A 21,894-nucleotide genomic window follows, 5' to 3' on the forward strand; every position below is an offset into this window, starting at 1 on the left:
TTAAACGAAAAACCCCGACATTTCTGTCGGGGTTTTTTATGATTACAACTCCAGAAAAACTTATTCGTAAGTAATCAGCAGGTCTTTTGCATCCACCTGCTCACCAGCGCGTACCAGCACTTCAGCCAATTTGCCATCACGTTCGGCATGAATCGCGGTTTCCATTTTCATCGCTTCCAATGACAATAACACATCGCCTGCTTTAACCGCTTGACCGCTTGAGACAGCCACGGTCGAAATCACACCCGGCATCGGTGCGCCGATATGTTTGTCATTTGCCATGTCCGCTTTACGCTTCACACCACCCGCTGCACCCTTGGCACGGTTTGGCACTTTAACACGGCGCGGTTGACCATTAAGTTCAAAGAACACAGTGACCATGCCCTTTTCATCTGTTTCACTCATTGCCTGATTGACGACGACAAGGGTTTTGCCCTTTTCCAGATCAACAAACACTTCCTGCTCGGATGCCAGACCATAGAAATAAACCGGTGTCGGTAAAACGCTGGTTGGGCCATAATTTTCCTGTGCTGCCGCATAATCGGCAAACACTTTCGGATACATCAGCGATGAAGCAAATTCCTGATCGGAAATTGTGCGCCCGACTACCGTTTCAACACTTGCCCGCTCGGCTTCCAGATCGGCTGGCGCCAATAATGAACCCGGGCGCACTGTGAATGGCTTTTCGCCCTTCAGAATTTTCTTCTGAAGCGCTTCAGGCCAACCAGCAGGCGGTTGCCCCAAATCACCGCGCATCATCGACACAACGGAATCAGGGAAAGAAATATCCTTGTCCGGATTTTCAACATCCTTAATCGTCAAATCTTGACTCACCATCATCAAAGCCATATCGCCCACCACTTTGGAGGATGGTGTGACTTTAACAATATCACCAAACATCTGGTTCACATCTGCATAAGTTTGCGCCACTTCATGCCAGCGGCTTTCAAGCCCTAATGAGCGCGCCTGTTCTTTCAAATTGGTGAACTGACCGCCCGGCATCTCATGCAGGTAAACTTCCGATGCGGGACCTTTCAGATCACTTTCAAAGGCTGCATATTGATTGCGTACCCCTTCCCAATAAAAAGAGATTTTGCGGATGGCGTCGGCATCAAGACCGGTATCGCGTTCATCGCCGTGCAATGCTTCGACAATGGAACCCAAACACGGCTGCGATGTATTGCCGGAAAGGGCATCCATCGCCGCATCCACCGCATCAACACCAGCATCCACTGCCGCCAAAACGGTGGCAGCAGAAATGCCGGATGTATCGTGGGTGTGGAAATGTAACGGCAGATCGGTCGCTTCACGCAGCGCTTTAAACAATTGTTTGGCAGCTGCCGGCTTCAACAGGCCAGCCATATCCTTGATTGCAATAATATTGGCACCGGCTTTTTCCACCTCACGCGCCAGATCAACATAATATTTCAGATCATATTGCGGGCGGGCACTGTTTAAAATATCGCCGGTATAGCAGATGGCGGCTTCGCAAAGTTTGCCTTCTTCCCGAATTGCATCCATCGAAACGCGCATATTTTCAACCCAATTGAGGCTGTCGAAAACGCGGAAAAGGTCAACGCCGCCGCGCGCTGCTTCGCGCACGAAATATTTGACCACATTATCCGGATAGCTCTTATAACCAACGCCATTGGCACCGCGCAGCAACATTTGCAGCAGAATATTAGGTGCATTTTCACGCACCATTGCCAGACGCTCCCACGGATCTTCGGTCAAGAAACGCATCGACACATCAAAAGTCGCGCCGCCCCAGCATTCCAGCGAGAAAAGATTAGGCAGTGCCCGTGCGTAAGTGTCGGCAATGCGTGCAATATCATAGGTACGAAGACGCGTTGCCAACAACGACTGATGACCATCACGCATGGTGGTATCGGTTACCAGCACCCGTTTTTGCTCACGCATCCATTGGGCAAATTTTTCTGCGCCCAACTGATCCAGCAATTGTTTGGTGCCATCGACAATCTTTTTGTCCGGCGTATAAGGAATTTTTGGTGCGGCTGTTGCGACAGGCTGGGCGCGGCCACGCGTTTCCGGATGACCGTTCACCGTCACATCAGCAATATAAGTCAACAATTTAGTCGCACGATCCTGACGCTTCATATGGGTGAAAAGCTCAGGTGTCGTATCAATGAAACGGGTTGTATAATCATTCGCCAGAAAGCTGGGATGATTGATAATCGCTTCCACAAACGTCAGATTGGTGGCAACTCCGCGAATACGAAATTCACGCAACGCTCTATCCATCCGACGTATCGCTTCAATCGGTGTGGAGCCGGAAGCTGTCACCTTCACCAAAAGCGGGTCATAATAACGGGTAATATATGCACCTGAATAAGCGGTACCGCCATCCAGACGAATGCCGAAACCGGAAGCTGAACGATAGGCTTGAATACGCCCATAATCCGGAATGAAATTCTGCTCTGGATCTTCGGTGGTAATACGGCATTGCAGCGCATGACCGTGCAAATGAATGTCTTTTTGCGCAGGCACACCTGACTCCGGCGTGCCAATCGCAAAGCCTTCAAGAATATGAATTTGCGCTTTGACAATATCAATACCGGTGACTTCTTCCGTCACCGTATGTTCGACCTGAATGCGCGGATTAACCTCAATGAAATAAAACTCATTGCTGTCGACATCCATCAAAAATTCGACAGTACCAGCGCCGATATAATCAGTCGCTTTGGCAATTTTCAGCGCATAAGACGCCACTTCCTGACGTTTTTCATCGCTCAAATAAGGTGCTGGTGCACGTTCGACCACTTTTTGGTTGCGGCGCTGAATGGAACAATCGCGCTCAAAAAGATGCACCGCATTGCCATGGGTATCACCCAAAATCTGCACTTCCACATGGCGCGCCCGTTCCAGCAGTTTTTCCAAGTAAACTTCATCTTTACCGAAAGCCGCCTTGGCTTCGCGCTTGGCTTCCACCACTTCGCGTTCCAGATCTTTTTCAGAACGGATAGCGCGCATACCGCGGCCACCGCCACCCCACGAGGCTTTCAGCATCACCGGATAGCCGATTTGGGCTGCCAGCTTTTTCACTTCCTCGATATCATCAGGAAGCGGATCAGTGGCGGGCACCACTGGCACACCCACTTCCAAAGCCAAATTACGCGCGGAAACCTTATTGCCCAGACGGCGCATGGTCTCAGCCTTAGGGCCGATAAAAATAATGCCGTTTTTATCACAGGCATCGACAAATTCAGGGCTCTCGGAAAGCAGGCCATAGCCGGGATGAATGGCATCAGCGCCGGATAATTTGGCGACACGAATGATTTCATCAATGGAAAGATAGCTTTCAATCGGCCCCAGATCACGCTCCAAATGGGGTCCGCGACCGACCTGATAACTCTCATCCGCTTTAAAGCGATGAAGGGAAAGTTTATCTTCTTCAGCCCATATGGCTACCGTTTTAAGCCCCAGTTCGTTGGCCGCGCGAAATACGCGGATAGCAATCTCGGAACGATTAGCGACAAGAATCTTCCTGATGGACAAGATAAAATCTCCCGTATTATATCTGGTGGAATTTACTGCAAGCGTAACTCTCAATTCTCATTTTGATACTTTGTCTGAACTAATTAAGACGGAATATCAATAAGATAGTTGCTTGGATATGTTAGACGAAAAAATGCAAAACGAAATTTTCGTTCGTTTCGGTTGAATTTTTTATTCCAATGACATTGTGTTATGACATTCATCTGGAAGATTATTCAATTTTTTCAATGGGTAAGTAATGCTGACCTGTTTTTGTATTATATCTGAGTAAAGTACGCTTCGTTCCATTCAGAGAACGACTGTATAAATTTTGTTATAAATTTTTATCATTCAACTCCGGACGGCAAAGCTGCCGTCCGGAATTTTATACCGGTCAGCTTGCCAGCAAACGTTGATAAAGTGCCTCGTCAGTCGCCCCTTCTGTGCCGATCAACAGCACACGGGAATCATTGTTAAGCCCAAGTTTTGCCATTAGTGCCGGATCATCAGTTGCCGTTAAAAGTCCGGCCAAACCGGAGGCACCTGATTCACCAATTTTAAGGGATGGATCACTGCCAAACGGATGTGCCAATTGTTTCAAGGCTGTCACTGCTATGTCTTCATCGACAGTCAGATAATAATCAGCGGCTTTTTCAAGCACTTCCCATGCGGACAGTGATGGTTCATAGCATTCAAGCATCGCCATGATAGTTTCGTCACCCGGTTCCATTGCCAATGAATGACCAGCCTCGGCACTGCGCTGCAGACAATTTGCGCGTTGTGGTTCCACGACAATGAGTTTTGGTCGCTTATTCCCCATCTTATCGAGGTAAAAGCCGGCAACGACCGCAGCCAAACCACCTACACCAGCCTGAATGAAAATATGGGTGTAATCTTCATCTGATTGATCCCAGATTTCGTTAAGCATCAGCGTATAGCCTTGCATCACCAACCCTGGAATTTCAGTATAACCGGCACGCGAAAAGTCGGAAATAACCATCCAACCGTTTTCTTCCGCCATTTTAAAAGATTGGGCCACGGAATCGTCGTAATTACCTTTGGTGCGGATAATTTCTGCACCAAAACGGGCAATAGCGTCTTCACGACCTTGGGTGACATTTTCATGCAGGAAAATGACACAGCGACAGCCGTATTTTTCTGCGCCCGATGCAACCGAGCGGCCGTGGTTGCCGTCTGTAGCACAGCATATCGTCAATTGGCTCGCAACCACTTTACACTCATCACTGGTGAGTTCTGATGGCGCAATTTTACGGCCCAGTTTTTCTTCAACATAAGCATGAACTACACGCGCTACCGCATAAGCACCGCCAAGTGCCTTAAAACTTGAAAGACCGTAACGGCCGCCCTCATCTTTAAATGAAATAGTGTTCAGGCCAAGTTTTTGTGCCAGATTTTTCAACTCAACCAACGGTGTTGGCTGATAATCCGGAAATGCACTTAAAAATGATTTGACCTCTTCAACGCCGGCAATACCAGCGATCAGCGATTGCGCATGATCAAGTTTTTGACCCTTTTGTGCCGATTTATTCTCTACCAGACGAACGTCCGTCATCGCGCTCACTCCCATGCGAATAGATCTATACCGGAAATATTCCGGCCGGTTGAAAGTCGGGAAATATTTTTCGTCAGAACAAAGCAGCACTAATTAAAAAGCCACTCTTGCCCCGAAATAAAGTCAATTCTGCTTTTTTATAAAAGCATCATGACGGTCAAATGACAGCATCAGTCTGTGTGGCTTAGGACACTGCTTTCGAGTGCTACCACAACATCTGCCGCGCCACCTGCAATCAGCTCCACATGCTCGCGCATCAGTCTGTCAGCCAATTCGCCATCACCATTTTCAATGGCTTGCAGCAAACGGCTGTGATCATCACAGCTTTCCTGCATGCGCCGCGGATGAGTTACATAACGACGATAAGGATTAAGGCGTTTGCCCAGTTTAAAAGCTTCTTGATAGAGAAACTGGTTTTGTGAACAACGCCAAATGACATCATGAAATGCATTATTCGCCAAAATAAAGCCGGTCTGGTCATCCTCACCAGCCTTTTCACGGCAAATATTATTTTCCATGCGCAGAACTTCAATATCTGTTCTGGTCATACGGCGGGCACATAAACGAGCTGCCAATCCTTCCATTTCCGCAAGCACCTGAAACATTTCGACAACGCTGCGCGTTGTCAGTTCCATCACGGTTGCACCCTGATTACGTTTGATTTCCACCAACCCGCTGGAAGCCAGATGACGCAGTGCTTCACGCACGGGCGTGCGTGAAACTTCGAACCTTTTGGCCAACGCCTGCTCATCAAGCCTTGTGCCCGGCAAAAGACGACCGCTTAAAATATCATCTTCCAATATCTGGACTAAATTGGCTGGTGAAGAGGTTTGATCCAAAGTTACATTCATTCTTTTGCCATCTGCGCTTTATCGGTTTTCGTATCAGGAAATCAGAACCGGCGTTCATGTTCCAACGAAAATATTGTTATTGTTTAACTGTGATGACGATGCTGACGCATTCTTCATCTTGCTCGTTAATCGTATAATGAGGATCAAACGGTTCGAACAGAACGGCCTGACCTTTTGTTAAAGTAAAGCGCTCTTTACCTGTATCAAAGGTTAAAGCACCCGACGCAATATAAAAGACTTGCGACACGTCGTCATGGTGATGCAGCTCTCCTCCACCGCCTTTCGGCGCTTTAGAAACCTGTATGCAGAAATTGGAGCCCGCAAAAGGCACAATATCCAATACGTTCAAACCGCCAAAATGGTTGGGCGGCGTAATGCCGTGTTTATCGCCATCTTTCCAGATTTTCATTCATTCCTCCAGTTTATCAGTCATGTCACAATCGGCAAGGTTCAAACTGTGCTGCTTTTTCAAAGAAAGCGCAGCACAGCTCAGACTTTAGATTAAGAAATATATTCCATATAAGGGCTAATGACGCTGCGTACCGGCACCTGAATGATTGCTGGCTTGCCGCTGGCAACGGCTTGTTTCACTGCTTCGCCGATCTCGTCGGCTGTTTTGGCGTGATAGCCTTGACCACCCAAAGCTTCAGCCAGTTTTGCCCAATCACGTCTCGGCAACGCCATTTCATAGGTTTCACCATATGACATCTCCTGCGGCAAAGCGATGGCTGCCCAGGATTCATCATCCAGAACCACAATGATGAAAGCACGGCCATAGCGCTCCGCCGTATCAAGCTCTGTCACATGGAAACCGACACCGCCATCGCCGACAAAAACAATAGACGGCGCTTGCGGGTCGGCAAAGCTGGCACCAGCGCCATAAGGAACTTCCGCTCCCAATGTACCCGATTGACCCGCTCGCAAATAACGCCCCGGCGCTTTGATTTTTAATCGTGCATCCGCCCAGAAATCTACATTGCCATGTGAGGTGGTATAAATCGTATTATCCGGTGCGGCTTTAGTCACCGCATCAATCGCATTGATTGGATGCAATCCTTGCGCATTATCTTCACCCGCTTGCGCTTTAAACTCGTCATTCCATTTGGCAATCAGCGCATCGCGCCAGCCTGCATCAAAGGCACCAGTCGCTGCTTCTGCCAAAGCATAAATAAAATGATAGGCGGAAGCATTAATGGCCACATCCGCACGGCGGTTGCGGTGTAAAATGGTCTGGTCGCCTGCGACCTGAATAATTTTCGTATCTTTACCAACGCCTGAGCCAAATTCGAGGTCGAATTCAAAATGATGGCCAACAAGAATAACACAATCGGAGGCAGCCAGTGCCTGACGCATAGCGCTGTTGCAAGGCGTATAGGCAGGGCCGGCCCACAGATCATGATTTTCATCCACCGAACCACGCGCCAAACGCATGGTGAAGAACGGCAGTTGATGTTTTTCAATTGCCTCTTGCAAACGCTCGCTCGGATTGAAAAACACATCATCGCCAAGGATCAATACCGGACGTTTTGCGGCACTGAATATTTTTTCAAAAGCCGCAATATCACCGGCGCAATTGCCCGGGCGCCCCGGTTTAACTGGTGTCTGTGTTGCAATGGTTGCCGGATCCGCATCAATCAATTGATGCAAAATGTCGGTCGGCACTTCTAAAAACACCGGCCCCGGGCGACCTGCCCAAATATGGCGCCAAGCCATGTCCAGATATTCGGGCAAGCGTTTAGCTTCTGTGCAGCGTGCTGCCCATTTTGTCACCGCCTGCATGGCAGGCAGCACATTAAAGGTCATGCCTGCACCTTTATCGGCGCTGGTCGTTGCTGATTGTGCACCGATAATTAAAAGCGGTGTACCTGCCAGATTGGAAACAATTGCAGGTGTTATAGTATTGGTCACACCAGGCCCAAGCGTTACCATTGCAACACCAACTTCACCCTTCACACGGGTATTAGCCTCGGCCATATAGCAAGCAGCTGCTTCATGGCGCGCATGTACCAATTGAACGCCGGTTTTGGCGCAAGCCCGATAAACCGGATTGATCGGTCCCCCGGATACGGAGAAAATATTCTTAACACCGGCTGCGTGTAACCATTTGACAATAGCCCCACCGCCATCAAGCTGTATTTGCTTATCAAGCATCATTCTCTCTCCCTTAATATGCGCGTGATTTTCCGCCATCGAGTGCAATGGCCGTGCCGGTGATAAAGCCGCCGCGTTTTGAAGACAGGAAGGCGACCATCGCGCCAAAATCTTCCGGATCGCCAAATTTGCCGACGGGCACTTCACCGAGCCATAGTTTTTCGGCGTCACCACGGCTGAGCTGATCGCGCTCCATGCTGGACGTCACCAGATACTCCATCCGGTCGGTTGCAAAAGGCCCCGGACAAAGGCAATTGACCGTAATACCTTCATGAGCAAATTCGATCGACAAAGATTTGGCCATGCCAACCACCGCCAGTCGGATCGAATCCGACAAAACCATATTCGGCTGAACTATTTTCACACCCACTGTGGTGACAAAAATGATGCGCCCAAACTGGCTCTTCTGCATATGAGGCAGAATTTCATGGCAAAGATCGACCATCGGAAGCAGGCTTTCATTAAGCGCCTCTTCCCAGCCTTCACGTTTCACACCCAAAAAAGGTGCCGATTCCGGCCCGCCTGTATTCGCGACAAAAATATCAATACCGCCAAGCGCATCGACTGCGGATCTAACTCCGCTTTGCAAAGTGTCACGCTTGGATAAATCAATTTCCACTGCGACAGCCTTTGCCGCACCTGCTGCTTTCAGTTCTTCAACAAAACCTTGCATACCAGCCAGATTGCGCCCTGCAACAGCCAATGACACCCCCTCACGCGCCAAAGCAATAGCAGCAGCGCGGCCAAGACCACGTGATGCTGCTGTTATCAGAGCGCGCTTGCCCTGAAGTCCCAGTTCCATTCTCCACCTCCCAGAGTTGTCTAACATGACACATACACATGTGCAGATTAAATGTCGACAATATTTTATAATTTGTATACATATTGGTTTATCGTGTATCAATCATACACATAAAACAAACTGGAGGAGTTTGAATTGCGCGATATTCCGTTATTAATAGGTGGCAAAGAAATTCATGAAGGTTCCGATGGCATCGGGGAGAGCCGCGATCCTTCGACCGGAAAACTTATCGGCCGTTTTGTTCGTGCCGGTGAAAATGAAGTGAATGCAGCTGTGGAAGCTGCCCGCAATGCTTTTGATCAAGGGCCCTGGGCACGTATGCGCCCGTTTGAACGCGGCCGTATTTTGCATAAAATCGGCGAGCTGATTCTCGAGCGCCGTGACGCAATTGCAAAATTGGAAAGCCAGGACAGCGGCAAACCTTTACGCGACGCTTATTGGGAAGTTGATTGTGCCGCACGTTTCTTTGAATATTATGCAGGCGTTGCCGATAAACAGCACGGCTCTTCCATTCCCTTAGGCCCTGACTGGTCTGATTGGACGGTGAAAGATGCTATCGGCGTTTCATTGCATATTATTCCATGGAACTATCCGTTCCAGCTGATTGCCCGTGGTGTTGCACCCGCGCTCACCGCTGGTTGCTCGGTCATTATCAAACCTGCAACCGAGACACCTTTATCGGCCTATGAATTTGTCAAAATCTGTCAGGAGGCCGGTCTGCCGGATGGTCAGGTTAACCTTATCAATGGCCGTGGTTCGCTGATTGGTGACGCGCTGGCAAGCCACAAAGGTATTGATCAGATCACTTTCACGGGTTCGGTGCCAACGGGCGAACGTGTGTTGAAAGCTGCCGCTTCGCACGCTATTCCATGCAATATGGAATTGGGCGGTAAATCTCCGCAGATTGTGTTCGGTGATGCCGATCTTGAAAAAACCATTCCCTTAATTGCAGGCGGCTTCCTCACCCATGCAGGACAAGTTTGCAATGCCGGTACTCGATTGTTGGTAGAACGCTCAGCCCATGACCGTGTGGTCGAAAAACTACACGCACATATCTGCGCCATGAATATCGGCAGTGCGGTTGATGATCCGGATATGGGGCCGGTGATTAACCAATCACATCGCGATTCCATTCAAAGCTATTATGATGTGGCAGCCAAGGACGGCGAGATTTTGTGGGGTGCTGATCTGCCCAAAGCGCCAGAACTCAGCGATGGTGCATTTGTGCGTCCTGCTTTAGTTGTAGGTGCAAGCAACATGACGCGCATTGCGCGCGAAGAAATCTTTGGCCCTATTTTGACGGTCATACCGTTTGATACGGAAGAAGACGCCATCCGCATCGCTAATGATTCCGATTTTGGCTTGGTGGCAGGTGTACACACCACGAATATCAACCGTGCTTTGGGAGTTGGACAGCATCTGCGCGCAGGTCAGGTCTGGGTCAATTCCTTTGGCGTCGGTCTTGATGTGGAATTTCCTTTTGGCGGTTATAAACTTTCAGGCTTTGGTCGTGAAAAAGGCTTGGAAGCACTAGGCGCATATCAGCAGATCAAAAATATCTGCATTCATCATCCGCTTGGCTAAACCATAATATTTGCAAGATAAAAAAAGCTCCGGTCATATTGGCCGGAGCTTTTTCATTTTATCCTTTCCATTCGGCAGTCGGCATAAAAGCTTTGACCCCGCCTTTATCAAGATGCAAAACCACATTGCACATGTTTTTGATCAGCTTATGATTATGGCTGGCAATTACGATAATACCGGCTTTTTCTGCCATCGCATTCATACGCTTTTTGGCTTTTTCCTGAAAAGACGCGTCCCCCGCGCCGATCCATTCGTCCATCAATAAAATTTCCGGATCCATTGCGGTGGCGGCAGCAAAAGCAAGGCGCGCAGACATACCCTGACTGTAAGATTTAAGCGGCATGTCGATAAAATCACCAAGCTCGGAAAACTCGATGATTTCGTCAATTTTCTCAGCGATCTGCTGATTATTCCAGCCATTGATCAGGCAGCGCAATTCAATATTACGACGTCCGGACGCACCGGCACGAAAGCCTAAACGGATATTGAATAAAGCATCCACCCGTCCATTAATATCAACTTCGCCTTCGCTCGGTTCATAAATTCCGTAAAGCAGCTTCAAAAGGGTGGTTTTACCCGCACCATTTGAGCCAACCAGCCCCAAACGGTCTCCGGCCTTCAAACTGAAAGTGACATTTTTGAGCGCCTGCACATAGTTTTTACCGTTTTGATTAACAATAGTTCCGCCTGTTGCCGCCTGCGTATGCTGCGATTTAGGTGCCAGTGACAACCGCTTTTGCATCCGGTAATTCAGCCCGAGATTTTTTACGTCAATTGATATCATCAGAGCATAAACACAATTTCTTTGCGATATCTGCCGATGAGATAAAGCGCAATCAGCCAAAAGATAATGCCGACAGATACACAAAAACCGAAGGCAAAAGACGGAAAATCACTATTGAGAACAGGGCCACGAACAATTTCGAGGAACCAAGTAAACGGATTATAAGAATATACCAGATCACGGATGCCGTCGCCGCCGGTATAAGTCCAGAAAATTGGTGTCAGAAACAAACCCAGTCGCATGAGATTAGCGACCACAAATTGCAAATCAGGGAACCAACAACCGGCAAAAGCAACAACCGTAATAACGGCTGGTGTCACCAATATGATGATAAAAATTCCTAATAATGACCAGAGCATGCGGACATCGACACCGATATCGGAAAAAAACAGCAATGCCAGACAACCAGCGCCTGCATAAAGTGCTCTGATCAGCATTTGCATGGTCATACGGAGAATATAAATCGAAATCGGCAGCGGCGTACCTGTAATAAAACTTTCTTCCCTCTGAAAAAGGGTGATTGCTCTACTGATAACATCAGAACAATATAGCCAAACAAAAAGGCCAATGGCCACATAAGCGGTGTGATGTTCGATATTGCCACCTCTACCAAAAATAACGATAAAGGTTCCTGCCAGCAAAAGATAATTCAGAAGCATCCATAAAGGGCCTAAGGTTGTCCGGCGATAATAATCGCCGATATCTTCTTTGGCCAATGCAACCCAGACATTGCGCATAGATAGTCCGCGCTTAATGTCAGCGAGCGCTTGCATAAATATATTGATCATAAGAAGCGCTTGTCACCCGTTCTTCATGCGTCCTGCATTATTTATTTTCATCCGGCTTCTCATATGAAAACCACTCAAAACCAGTATTGTCATTCTTAATCAAGCCGCAAGTATTTATTTATAACCACTTGTTACTAAAAACGAGTTGCAATTTTCTGTAACCGCCCAGTGGTAAATTCCACAAACTCGGCACCAATCTCGGAAATACTCGGTCTTTCAGGATAAATAAACGCAAAATGATGTGGAATATCTGGTATGAAACGACGCACCTCGATATCGAGGTCAAGGCATTCTTGCACCAGCAGCGAATTTACAATTGAAACGCCGATACCTTGTGCGGAAAAGCCGCAGGCAGAACTCACCGAATGTGCCTCCAGGCGCACATGTGGTTTGACGCCATGCGCCGAAAAAGCCAATTCCAGATCATGACGTGGTGCACGTCGCCAGCCTAGCAATACCAACGGTTCATCGCGCAGATCTTCCGGCCGGATCAGTTTGAGTTTAGCCAGTTTGTGATTTTTGGCCATCACACAAACCGAATGCCCCAAAATAGTTTCCGAACGCACAAATCCTTGTTCGATGGCGGGAAGGCGCATAAAACCTATATCTGCGGTTTTTTCCTCCATGAACCGATGGATGACATCATAAGTACCATGTAATATCTCAAAACGTATTTCAGGGTGGATTTTTAGAAAATCTGCAATAATTTCCGGTAAAATACGCCTGCAAATACCCGGCGGCACAGCAACCCGCAACAAGGCATTGGAATATCGGCCGGAACGGATTTTTTGCGCAGCCTCGTTTAAAATATGAATACGCTCCATAACGTCGGAGACGTAACTTTCAAGCAAGTGATTGATCCGCGAAGGCACAAGGCGCGCCCCTTCCCGCACGAAAAGATCAATTTCCAAATCTTCTTCCAATTGAGTGATGCGACGGCTGATTGCCGACTGTGAAATTCCCAATAATTCGGATGCAGCCTGCGTCGAACCAGTAGTCATCACAGCGCGATAGGCTTCAAGATCTTTAAATTTCATAACCGACCCGCTTGCTCACAACATTTATATCTATGCGTTATATGCATATATATTCGCGTTTATTTCATAATATTGCAAGTGATTTGTCCTTGTGTCAAATTATTCTAATTCCAAACTGGAGGTGGATGGGTGGATCTTTTATTAGTTCAATATGATCGGGCGGATGCGCTATGACTGCGTTTATTATCCGCCGCCTTTTTCAGGCACTGATCGTTTTATTTATTACATCTGTGATTGTCTTTGCCGGTGTTTACGCCATTGGCGACCCGCTGGAAATTTTGCTTCCCGCCGATGCCACTATGGCAGAACGGGCACAAGTCACACAGTCTTTAGGGTTAGACAAACCATTGATCGTTCAATACGGCCATTTCTTGTGGAATGCCCTGCATGGCGATCTTGGTACATCTTTTGTTTATAACCAACCTTCTGTCAGCGTTATTTTACAGCGCTTGCCCGCCACATTAGAGTTGGCCTTTTGTGCACTGATTATGGCGCTTGTTTTTGGCATTCCTCTTGGCCTTCTCTCAGGTCTAAAAAGCGGCAGTGCCACTGATGAAACCATCATGACTGGTTCGATTCTTGGTTTCAGCCTACCCAATTTCTGGCAAGGCATGATGCTGATCATGATTTTCTCAGTTTATCTTGGTTGGTTGCCATCCACCGGACGCGGCCAGATCGGTACTATTTTTGGCATTGAAACAAGCCTTGCAACATGGAACGGCATTCAGCATCTGATCTTGCCGGCCATCAATTTGTCACTGGCCAAAATCTCATTGGTGATCCGCCTCACCCGTACCGGTGTGCAGGAAACCATGCCGCTTGATTTTGTTAAATTTGCGCGTGCACGTGGCCTGTCACCTTTCCGCATCATCAGCGTGCATGTGTTGAAAAACATTCTCATCCCGATCATCACCGTAATCGGTATCGAGTTTGGCTCACTCATTGCTTTTGCTGTTGTCACCGAAACCATTTTCGCGTGGCCGGGTGTCGGCAAGCTGATTATCGACAGTATAAATGCGCTCGATCGCCCTGTGGTTGTAGCCTATATTCTGGTCGTCGTTTCCATGTTCATCATCATTAATCTGGTCGTCGACATTTTATATTCGCTCCTCGATCCACGTATCAGGAGTAAACGCTAATGCTGCGTCTTATTCATTCCGCTTTCGGTGATGGTATTATCACCACTGCAATCACCGGTATTTTCGGCAGCATTAAAGCCACACTGGCACTCATAATTTGCATTTTGCTGGTTTTTTGCGCGATTTTTGCGCCGTTTCTCGCACCGCAAAATCCTTATGATCTGATGCAGATCGATATTTTCGACGCCAAACTGCCGCCAATGTCGGTCGGTTATAATGGTATGACCTATTGGCTCGGCACTGATGCTCAAGGGCGCGACATGCTTTCGGCCATGCTTTATGGTCTGCGCACCAGCTTGAGCGTTGGCCTGACAGCGGGTTTGCTTTCACTCTTTATCGGTTCGGCGCTTGGTCTCCTGGCGGCCTATAGCGGCGGTCGTCTGGATGCATTTATCATGCGTTTTGTTGATCTGATGCTTGGTTTTCCAACTATTTTGGTGGCTTTGCTCATTTTGGCCGTGCTTGGTCAAGGCACTTGGAAAGTCATCATGGCGCTGGTTTTTGTGCAATGGGCTTATTTTGCCCGTGCAGCCCGTGCGGCGGCATTGGTCGAAGTCAATAAAGACTATGTCGAAGCTGCGCGCTGTTTAGGGCTTGGAAGAAGCCGCATTTTGTTTGCGCATTTATTGCCGAACTGTATGCCGCCTTTAATCGTCATCGGCACCATCCAGATCGCCAGCGCCATTGCCGCAGAAGCGACACTCAGCTTTTTAGGGATTGGTCTGCCGATCACCGAACCTTCCCTCGGCCTGCTCATTTCCAACGGTTATCAGGTACTTCTCGCCGGTCTTTACTGGATCAGCGTTTTCCCCGGCCTGTTGCTGCTCACACTGGTTTTTTCCATCAATATCGTAGGCGACCGCCTGCGTGAGGTTCTCAATCCGAGGTTGGCACAATGACGGACACGCAAAATTTGAATCGCGAAATCGTCCTTGATGTCCGTGATCTGCAAACCCATTTTTTCACACCAGCGGGTGTGGTCAAATCTGTTGACGGGGTCAGTCTGACGGTTCGGCGTGGTGAAATTCTGGGGTTGGTGGGTGAATCCGGTTCCGGCAAATCCATCACTGGTTTTTCCATCATCGGTTTGGTCGATAAGCCAGGGCGCAATGTCGGTGGTTCCATTCTCTTCAAGGATGAAGAACTGCTCAATGCTTCTCCTAAGCAGTTGCAGCATTTGCGCGGCAATCGCATTGCGATGATTTTCCAAGACCCGATGATGACCCTTAATCCGGTGTTGTCGGTCAAAACCCATATGATTGAAACCGTGCTTGCGCATGATAATGTCAGTCGCCAAGAAGCATTGCGACGCTCCATTGAAGCACTCAGCATGGTGGGTATTTCACAACCGGAACTGCGCATTGAAAGTTATCCGCATGAGTTTTCTGGTGGTATGCGCCAACGCGTAGCGATTGCAATCGCGCTATTGCACAAACCTGACCTCATCATCGCCGATGAACCAACAACCGCTTTGGATGTCACCATCCAGAGCCAGATCTTGTCGGAAGTGCAAACGCTTTGCCGCGAGCTCGGCATGGGCCTGATTTGGATCAGCCATGATCTGGGTGTTGTTGCAGGTCTCGCTGACCGTGTGGCGGTTATGTATGCCGGACGCATTGTCGAACAAGGTTTGGTTGACGACGTGCTGGATCGACCAAAACATCCTTATACCGCAGGGCTTATCGGATCGGCACCAGCGGCCAATGAACGTGGCGCACGCCTCACCCAAATTCGCGGGGTCGCGCCCCACCCGCTCAAACGTCCGGAAGGTTGTGCATTCCGCACACGTTGCGATTACGCCACGGATGCCTGTCTGGCCGAGCCTGCGGTCACAACCGATGATCATGGCCATCGCTGGCGTTGTTTCCATCCGCTTTCGCCCTTTGCAGGGGAGCAAACCCTATGAGTGAAATTTTTGCTGAAGCCAAAAATGTCTCCAAACGTTTCTTCACTGAACCCGACTTTGCAGAAAAAATTGCCGCCAAACTAGGCGTGCAATCCGAGCCACGTGTTGTTCATGCGCTGGATGGTGTTGATCTGCAAATCCGCAAAGGTGAAGTGGTTGGTTTGGTGGGTGAATCCGGCTGCGGAAAGTCTACCCTTGGCCGTGTCATTGCCGGAATGTTGCCTGCAACCGAAGGTGACGTGTTCATCAAAGGTGCAGAGCGCAATAAATTACGCGGCAAAGCGGCAAAAAATGCTCGTCTCAACACGCAGATCATCTTTCAAGATCCAATGTCATCGCTTAATCCGCGCAAGCGCGTTGTTGATATTATCGGTGAAGCGCCGGTCGCGCATGGCCTGATCAAGAGAAATGAAAAAGAAAAACTTGTCAAAGAACTTCTGGAAACAGTCGGCCTTGATCCCTCAATGGCCAATCGCTATCCGCACCAGTTTTCCGGTGGTCAGCGCCAGCGTATCGGCATTGCCCGTGCTTTGGCAGTCAAACCGGAATTTCTGATCTGCGATGAAAGTATCGCAGCGCTTGATATTTCCATTCAGGCTCAGGTGATCAATCTGTTTATGGATCTGCGCAAAAGCTTTGATCTGACCTATCTCTTCATCAGCCATGATTTGAGCGTTGTAAATCATATCGCCGACCGTGTGGTGATCATGTATCTGGGACGCATTGTCGAGGCAGGCACTGCCGAGACAATTTTTGAAAATCCCAATCATCCTTATACAGCAGCCTTGCTGGCCGAGGTGCCGCGCATTGACCGCCGCCACCGCGCATTCAGTCCGGTAAAAGGTGAAATTCCTTCACCGATGAACCCGCCAGCGGGCTGCCATTTCCATCCGCGTTGCCCTTATGCAATGGACCGCTGCCGCCTAGAGCGACCAGTTTTGCGCAATTTGGAAAACGGACACCAAAGTGCTTGTCACTTAAACGATCTAGAACAAAGACCACTCTTCGACAATACGGGGCATAAAAGGGAGAACCTGTCATGACGTTTTTGAAATCTGTGACCACTGCTGCTTTTGCGGCGGCAATGCTGGCCACCACCTCACTTTCAGCCTTTGCTGATAATGTGGTTATCGGACGCGCCAACGAACCATCGGCAATTGATCCGCAATTTTCGCGCACCGGCAACAATCAGATGACTGCCGACAACATGTTTGAAACATTGTTGTTTACAGACGCCAATTTGCAGATGCACCCGCACCTGGCCACTGAGTGGAAAAACCTTGACCCGCTGACATGGGAAATTAGTTTGCGTCAAGGCGTTACATTCCACGATGGTTCACCTTTCACCGCTGATGATGTGATTTTCTCACTCGACCGTACTGACAAAGTGCCAAATAGTCCGGCACCCTTCACCGACACTGTCAGCTCGATCGCCAAAGTGGAAAAGATCGACGATCACACCATTCGTGTGACCACCAAACGCCCTAATCCGGCTTTGATGGAGCAAATCGGCCGTGTTTTTTTGGTTTCCAAGAAAGCTGCCGAAAATGCGACCCTTGAAGACTTCAATTCTGGTAAAGCTGCAATTGGTACTGGCCCTTACAAATTTGTTGAATGGAAACCGGCTGAATCTTTGAAGCTCGTTGCCTATGACGGTTATTGGGGTGAAAAACCGGATTACGACACAGTTGAATTCCGTTTTATTGCCAATGATGCCGCACGCACTGCCGCTCTTCTTTCCGGTTCCGTTGATCTGATCGACGCTGTTTCACCAGCAGATGTTGCACGTCTTGAAGGCGAAAAGAGCATTAAAGTTTATCCGATTGAATCCGGTCGTCTGGTTTATCTTGCTCTTAGCATGCGTGATGACACAGCACCGGGTGTCGTTGATGCGAGCGGCAAACCCATCGAGCCAAATCCGTTCCGTGATGTTCGCGTTCGTAAAGCTATTTCATCAATGATCGACCGCAATCTGATGGTTGATCGTATTTTGAACGGCTCCGGCGTCGCCTCGGCGCAGATTGTCCCATCCGTGCTGGGTGGCTATGTCAAAGACTTGCAACCAACCAAAGCAGATGCAGCTGAAGCCAAAAAACTCTTGAAAGAAGCTGGTTTCCCTGAAGGTTTCGGCATTACGCTTTACTCATCAAACAACCGCTTTCCGGGTGATGGCGACATTGCGCAGGCAATGGGTCAGATGCTGGCGCGCGGAGGCCTCAAGGTCAACGGCGTGCAAACACAGCCATATAACGTTTATGCGGCAGCGGCCACCAAGGGCGAATATGGCGCGTATATTTTCTCGCTTGGCGCCTCCACTCCAAATGCAGAAGGCAGCCTGCGTTCGCTCTTACAGACCTACAGCAAAGATGCCGGCACAGGTGGTTTTAACCGCATGCGTTATTCCAACCCAGAATTTGATGCGATGCTGACTTCGGCCATGGAAGAATTCGACCATGAAACACGTATGAAGAAGCTGGAAGATGCCACCAAAATTGCCATGGAAGATCAGGCTATTGTGCCGCTCTACTTCCAGAAAATTTACTGGGCGTCGCGTGATGGCATTGATTTCACCCCGAACTTAGCTGAACGAACCATTGGACAGGATGTGCGGAAGCAAAAATGACCTTTACACCTAATGAATTGACGGCGGCGACTTTGGTCGCCGACGATGTCATCGTGCACCGCAACGTTATGGTTGCGATGCGAGATGGCGTTCATCTGGCAACCGATATTTACCGTCCTGCCAAGGACGGTAAACCGGTGGAAACACCTTTACCCGTTATTCTGGAACGTACGCCCTATGACAAAGCAGGCACCCCACGCACAGAATTATCGGTAAAAAAGCCGACCCCCATGTCGCGTCAGGATCTGGCGATCCATATGGTGCGTCTTGGTTATATTGCGGTCTGGCAAGATTGCCGTGGGCGCTATGAAAGTGAAGGCCATTTCACCAAATATCTGTCTGAAGGCGAAGACGGCTTCGACACGATGGAATGGATTGCGGCGCAACCTTGGATGAATGGCCGTATCGGCACGCAAGGTCTTTCCTATAATGCCCATACACAAATGGCGATGGCCTGTCTCAATCCTCCCGGACTTGCTGCCATGTCTGTCGATTCCGGCGGTTTTTCCAATGCTTATACCTGCGGCATTCGCCAAGGCGGCGCATTTGAATTAAAACAAGCCACATGGGCATATCACCGCGCACAAGAAGCAACCGATGATCGCACTGCGGCCGCTGTGGCTAATGAAAGCCTACATGACTGGTTTGCCCAGATGCCGTGGACAAAAGGCCGTTCACCGGTACGTTGGAACGGCGAATATGAAGATTACCTCGTTGAGCAATGGCAAAACGGTACTTTCAACGATTTTTGGAAAAAAGTCGGCATTTATGCTGCCGGTTACTATGACACTTTCCCGAAAGTGCCAATCATTTTCATGTCAAGCTGGTATGACGCCTATGTCACCACAACACTTGAAAATTACACCGCGCTGAAAGGCGACGCAGAACGCCCATTAAGCCTCATCATGGGACCCTGGACACATGGCAATCGCTCACGGCAAGTCTTTGGTGATGTGGATTTTGGTGCTGCAGCCGTTTTTGACGGCCAGATTGATGAAGACTGGCTGACTTACCGTGAAAAATGGTTTGCACATTATTTAAAAGATGAAACCGATCCAAAACAGGCCGGACGCGTTCATTTGTTCTTAATGGGCGGCGGTTCTGGCAAGAAAACAGAAGCTGGTCATCTTGATCATGGTGGACACTGGATCGAAAGCACCGACTGGCCATTGCCGGAAGCAAAACCGCTTGATCTTTATCTCCATGCAGATATGAGCCTGCAAATATCGGCGCCGCAGGCGGAAAATGCCGCAATCAGTTATGATTTTGACCCGCGCAATCCGGTGCCGACCATTGGCGGCTCGCTCACATCCGGCGAACCGATTTTTACCGGCGGCGGCTTCAATCAAGTTGAATCGGAAGCCTTTTATGGCTGCACCCATCCGGGTCTGCCACTGACAGCCCGTCATGATGTCCTAAGCTTCGAAACCGACATTTTGCCTGAAGATACCAGCATTGCGGGCCCCGTTGAAATTGAGCTGTGGGTCACGACGGATGCTTTGGACACGGATTTCACCGCCAAATTGGTTGATGTTTATCCACCATCTGAAGACTATCCGCGTGGCTACGCGCTCAATATTACGGATGGTATTTTCCGCGTACGTTACCGCAATGGTTTCGACAAGCCTGAGCCGGTAGCCAAAGATGAAGTATTTAAAATCACCATTTCGCCTTTCGCAACAGCCAATATGTTCAAAAAAGGTCATCGCATTCGCTTGGATATTTCATCATCGAACTTCCCTAAATATGATGTCAATCCAAACACCGGTGAACCGGAAGGCACCAGTCGCCGCAAGAAAACAGCCGTCAATACGGTTTTCATGCATAAAGGGCGCGCTTCCAAATTAAAGCTGCAAAAGCTTTGATATCAGTATTAAATACCAAAATGCCCCTGACATTCAGGGGCATTTTTATTATCTATGCCGATGATTTTTAATCGGTGACTTCTGTCGCAATAAATTTCAATATGCCTGCATATTGCACCGGCTTTTTGCCATCTACTGTTTTCCGGTCTGAAGGATGAGAAACACCATCATTGACGGGAACTTCATCAAAATCAAACGGGCTGATGCCTTCAAGACAGGCAACATTCACGCCATATTGATGTGGATTTGACCGGCGCTGATGATGAGTGTAAATCCCGCAAACCGAGCAGAAATAGTGTTTCGCATTTTTGGTATTAAATTGATAAAGGGTGAGCTTGTCCTCCCCTTCTAAAATCTTAATATCCGGCAATTCAGCCGAGACGGCAATAGCGCCGCGCATACGACAATAAGAACATGTGCAACGACGCGCTGTATGTAATCCATCCGATAAACGAACATGAAATTTCACCGTACCGCAATGACATTGGCCTGAAATTTCAACGATGTCCTTATTCATTTTTCCACCCGATTTTGCATGTCTCAACCTGTTGAGCAAAAAAATAGCATAAAAAAAGACAGAATATTCTGTCTTTTTTTAAGAACCCGTTGAATGTTTTTACTTCAACAATTCTTTAACACGGATGAGTGCCGCCGAAAAACCATCAAGCGAAATACTTAATTTAACCTCACCACCATTTACTGCTTCTGCAATCAGGTTTAAAGTTTTGCCTGCATTCAACGCTTTTAACTGCGCATCACCAAAATTCAGCGGCACAATACAACCGGCCGGCAGACATGTTGAAAATTGTTGAGAAGCTCCGGGCTTCGCTTCATCAATCTGCAAAGCCACTCCTTTGCTCAGTTGCAAACCAAATGGCAGCACCAGTGCCCCCGAAGTACCATCCGCTGTTGGCTGCAATTCAACCGCCAGAACGCGGGAACCTTTATTATCCTGTTGCTGCTGCGATACGGAACAATGCGGTTTTGTTTTTACATCATTCGCTGCCTGCAATCGGCATTGCACCGCCCAGTCACCATGGGTTTCCGACAAAGAGCTCGCTCCACCGGGTAAAAGCGACGACGCATTATCTTGTGCATATGCAGAAAATGTACCAGCGCAGGAAACAAGCAAAGCGGCTGTTAATGTCAGATATTTTGGCATGCTAGAATATGACATAAATTGATCCTATATATGCTATTATTAAAATGATCCGCACATATAAAACACATGCGTCTTTTTACTGTAATTGATTGCCATTCACAGTTCTTTTGTCAATCCAGATTAATCATTATGAA

General features: G+C 48.5%; 18 protein-coding genes. 7 read left to right on the forward strand and 11 right to left on the reverse strand.

Going from position 1 to position 21,894, the window contains the following annotated elements:
* Positions 1-60: 60 nt before the first annotated feature.
* The 6 genes from pyc to ACI0FR_RS11505 form a co-directional block, all read right to left on the reverse strand.
* On the reverse strand, positions 61-3,516 hold the full coding sequence (gene pyc / locus ACI0FR_RS11480; protein WP_404907590.1) for a pyruvate carboxylase: 3,456 nt from the start codon (positions 3,514-3,516) through the stop codon (positions 61-63).
* 373 nt (positions 3,517-3,889) lie between these two features.
* Positions 3,890-5,068: a diaminopropionate ammonia-lyase gene (locus ACI0FR_RS11485; RefSeq protein ID WP_404907592.1), complete on the reverse strand. Its 1,179-nt coding sequence runs from the start codon at positions 5,066-5,068 to the stop codon at positions 3,890-3,892.
* 170 nt (positions 5,069-5,238) lie between these two features.
* On the reverse strand, positions 5,239-5,919 hold the full coding sequence (locus tag ACI0FR_RS11490) for a GntR family transcriptional regulator (RefSeq protein WP_404907594.1): 681 nt from the start codon (positions 5,917-5,919) through the stop codon (positions 5,239-5,241).
* 76 nt (positions 5,920-5,995) lie between these two features.
* Positions 5,996-6,328 carry a cupin domain-containing protein gene (locus tag ACI0FR_RS11495; protein WP_374832587.1) on the reverse strand — a complete coding sequence of 111 codons (333 nt, stop codon included), beginning with the start codon at positions 6,326-6,328 and terminating at the stop codon, positions 5,996-5,998.
* Between the two features lie 92 nt (positions 6,329-6,420).
* On the reverse strand, positions 6,421-8,073 hold the full coding sequence (locus ACI0FR_RS11500; RefSeq protein ID WP_374832589.1) for a thiamine pyrophosphate-binding protein: 1,653 nt from the start codon (positions 8,071-8,073) through the stop codon (positions 6,421-6,423).
* A 10-nt stretch (positions 8,074-8,083) separates the two neighbouring features.
* Positions 8,084-8,872 (reverse strand): SDR family oxidoreductase, encoded by a 789-nt coding sequence (locus ACI0FR_RS11505; RefSeq protein ID WP_404907597.1) that lies wholly within the window; start codon positions 8,870-8,872, stop codon positions 8,084-8,086.
* Positions 8,873-9,007: 135 nt separating this feature from the next.
* Here ACI0FR_RS11505 and ACI0FR_RS11510 point away from each other — a divergent pair, with 135 nt between their 5' ends.
* The gene (locus tag ACI0FR_RS11510) at positions 9,008-10,456 is read left to right on the forward strand and encodes an aldehyde dehydrogenase family protein (RefSeq protein ID WP_374832593.1); all 1,449 of its coding nucleotides are present in this window, start codon (positions 9,008-9,010) and stop codon (positions 10,454-10,456) included.
* A gap of 58 nt (positions 10,457-10,514) precedes the next feature.
* Here the strand turns inward: ACI0FR_RS11510 and ACI0FR_RS11515 are convergent, their stop codons facing one another.
* The 3 genes from ACI0FR_RS11515 to ACI0FR_RS11525 form a co-directional block, all read right to left on the reverse strand.
* Complete coding sequence (locus ACI0FR_RS11515; protein WP_404907598.1) at positions 10,515-11,240, reverse strand: ABC transporter ATP-binding protein; 726 nt, start codon at positions 11,238-11,240, stop codon at positions 10,515-10,517.
* Positions 11,240-12,028: an ABC transporter permease gene (locus ACI0FR_RS11520; RefSeq protein WP_374832597.1), complete on the reverse strand. Its 789-nt coding sequence runs from the start codon at positions 12,026-12,028 to the stop codon at positions 11,240-11,242. The genes ACI0FR_RS11515 and ACI0FR_RS11520 overlap by 1 nt, the downstream gene beginning before the upstream one ends.
* A gap of 134 nt (positions 12,029-12,162) precedes the next feature.
* Positions 12,163-13,065 carry a LysR family transcriptional regulator gene (locus ACI0FR_RS11525; protein ID WP_374832599.1) on the reverse strand — a complete coding sequence of 301 codons (903 nt, stop codon included), beginning with the start codon at positions 13,063-13,065 and terminating at the stop codon, positions 12,163-12,165.
* Between the two features lie 170 nt (positions 13,066-13,235).
* On the opposite strand from ACI0FR_RS11525, the gene ACI0FR_RS11530 reads away from it, so the two are divergent.
* From ACI0FR_RS11530 to ACI0FR_RS11555, 6 genes are read left to right on the forward strand one after another with little or no spacing between them, the layout of a single operon-like run.
* Positions 13,236-14,204, forward strand: coding sequence for an ABC transporter permease (locus ACI0FR_RS11530; RefSeq protein ID WP_374832601.1), 969 nt, complete (start codon positions 13,236-13,238; stop codon positions 14,202-14,204).
* Entirely contained in the window at positions 14,204-15,103 is a 900-nt protein-coding gene (locus ACI0FR_RS11535; protein ID WP_404907600.1) for an ABC transporter permease, read from the forward strand. Before ACI0FR_RS11530 ends, ACI0FR_RS11535 begins: the two co-directional genes overlap by 1 nt.
* The gene (locus ACI0FR_RS11540; protein WP_404907602.1) at positions 15,100-16,110 is read left to right on the forward strand and encodes an ABC transporter ATP-binding protein; all 1,011 of its coding nucleotides are present in this window, start codon (positions 15,100-15,102) and stop codon (positions 16,108-16,110) included. Before ACI0FR_RS11535 ends, ACI0FR_RS11540 begins: the two co-directional genes overlap by 4 nt.
* Positions 16,107-17,153 carry an ABC transporter ATP-binding protein gene (locus ACI0FR_RS11545; RefSeq protein ID WP_404907604.1) on the forward strand — a complete coding sequence of 349 codons (1,047 nt, stop codon included), beginning with the start codon at positions 16,107-16,109 and terminating at the stop codon, positions 17,151-17,153. Before ACI0FR_RS11540 ends, ACI0FR_RS11545 begins: the two co-directional genes overlap by 4 nt.
* Positions 17,150-18,733 carry an ABC transporter substrate-binding protein gene (locus tag ACI0FR_RS11550; RefSeq protein ID WP_404907605.1) on the forward strand — a complete coding sequence of 528 codons (1,584 nt, stop codon included), beginning with the start codon at positions 17,150-17,152 and terminating at the stop codon, positions 18,731-18,733. The genes ACI0FR_RS11545 and ACI0FR_RS11550 overlap by 4 nt, the downstream gene beginning before the upstream one ends.
* Positions 18,730-20,598 carry a CocE/NonD family hydrolase gene (locus ACI0FR_RS11555; RefSeq protein WP_374832611.1) on the forward strand — a complete coding sequence of 623 codons (1,869 nt, stop codon included), beginning with the start codon at positions 18,730-18,732 and terminating at the stop codon, positions 20,596-20,598. The genes ACI0FR_RS11550 and ACI0FR_RS11555 overlap by 4 nt, the downstream gene beginning before the upstream one ends.
* 67 nt (positions 20,599-20,665) lie before the next feature.
* Here ACI0FR_RS11555 and ACI0FR_RS11560 read toward each other — a convergent pair whose 3' ends face one another.
* The gene (locus ACI0FR_RS11560) at positions 20,666-21,115 is read right to left on the reverse strand and encodes a GFA family protein (RefSeq protein WP_374832613.1); all 450 of its coding nucleotides are present in this window, start codon (positions 21,113-21,115) and stop codon (positions 20,666-20,668) included.
* A gap of 99 nt (positions 21,116-21,214) precedes the next feature.
* Positions 21,215-21,775 carry an invasion associated locus B family protein gene (locus tag ACI0FR_RS11565; RefSeq protein WP_404907608.1) on the reverse strand — a complete coding sequence of 187 codons (561 nt, stop codon included), beginning with the start codon at positions 21,773-21,775 and terminating at the stop codon, positions 21,215-21,217.
* Positions 21,776-21,894: the final 119 nt, after the last annotated feature.

The sequence above is a fragment of the Paenochrobactrum sp. BZR 201-1 genome (assembly GCF_044987585.2).
In the GTDB taxonomy this organism is placed as follows: domain Bacteria; phylum Pseudomonadota; class Alphaproteobacteria; order Rhizobiales; family Rhizobiaceae; genus Paenochrobactrum; species Paenochrobactrum pullorum.

What these genes read in the sequence shown, in the direction of transcription:
- ACI0FR_RS11525 (WP_374832599.1), bottom strand. Translation starts at nt 13,065, where the DNA reads ATGAAATTTAAAGATCTTGAAGCCTATCGCGCTGTGATGACTACTGGT.
- ACI0FR_RS11530 (WP_374832601.1), top strand. Translation starts at nt 13,236, where the DNA reads ATGACTGCGTTTATTATCCGCCGCCTTTTTCAGGCACTGATCGTTTTA.
- ACI0FR_RS11495 (WP_374832587.1), bottom strand. Translation starts at nt 6,328, where the DNA reads ATGAAAATCTGGAAAGATGGCGATAAACACGGCATTACGCCGCCCAAC.
- ACI0FR_RS11500 (WP_374832589.1), bottom strand. Translation starts at nt 8,073, where the DNA reads ATGATGCTTGATAAGCAAATACAGCTTGATGGCGGTGGGGCTATTGTC.
- ACI0FR_RS11515 (WP_404907598.1), bottom strand. Translation starts at nt 11,240, where the DNA reads ATGATATCAATTGACGTAAAAAATCTCGGGCTGAATTACCGGATGCAA.
- ACI0FR_RS11560 (WP_374832613.1), bottom strand. Translation starts at nt 21,115, where the DNA reads ATGAATAAGGACATCGTTGAAATTTCAGGCCAATGTCATTGCGGTACG.
- ACI0FR_RS11505 (WP_404907597.1), bottom strand. Translation starts at nt 8,872, where the DNA reads ATGGAACTGGGACTTCAGGGCAAGCGCGCTCTGATAACAGCAGCATCA.
- ACI0FR_RS11555 (WP_374832611.1), top strand. Translation starts at nt 18,730, where the DNA reads ATGACCTTTACACCTAATGAATTGACGGCGGCGACTTTGGTCGCCGAC.
- ACI0FR_RS11565 (WP_404907608.1), bottom strand. Translation starts at nt 21,775, where the DNA reads ATGTCATATTCTAGCATGCCAAAATATCTGACATTAACAGCCGCTTTG.
- ACI0FR_RS11490 (WP_404907594.1), bottom strand. Translation starts at nt 5,919, where the DNA reads ATGAATGTAACTTTGGATCAAACCTCTTCACCAGCCAATTTAGTCCAG.
- ACI0FR_RS11545 (WP_404907604.1), top strand. Translation starts at nt 16,107, where the DNA reads ATGAGTGAAATTTTTGCTGAAGCCAAAAATGTCTCCAAACGTTTCTTC.
- ACI0FR_RS11540 (WP_404907602.1), top strand. Translation starts at nt 15,100, where the DNA reads ATGACGGACACGCAAAATTTGAATCGCGAAATCGTCCTTGATGTCCGT.
- ACI0FR_RS11485 (WP_404907592.1), bottom strand. Translation starts at nt 5,068, where the DNA reads ATGACGGACGTTCGTCTGGTAGAGAATAAATCGGCACAAAAGGGTCAA.
- ACI0FR_RS11535 (WP_404907600.1), top strand. Translation starts at nt 14,204, where the DNA reads ATGCTGCGTCTTATTCATTCCGCTTTCGGTGATGGTATTATCACCACT.
- ACI0FR_RS11520 (WP_374832597.1), bottom strand. Translation starts at nt 12,028, where the DNA reads ATGATCAATATATTTATGCAAGCGCTCGCTGACATTAAGCGCGGACTA.
- ACI0FR_RS11550 (WP_404907605.1), top strand. Translation starts at nt 17,150, where the DNA reads ATGACGTTTTTGAAATCTGTGACCACTGCTGCTTTTGCGGCGGCAATG.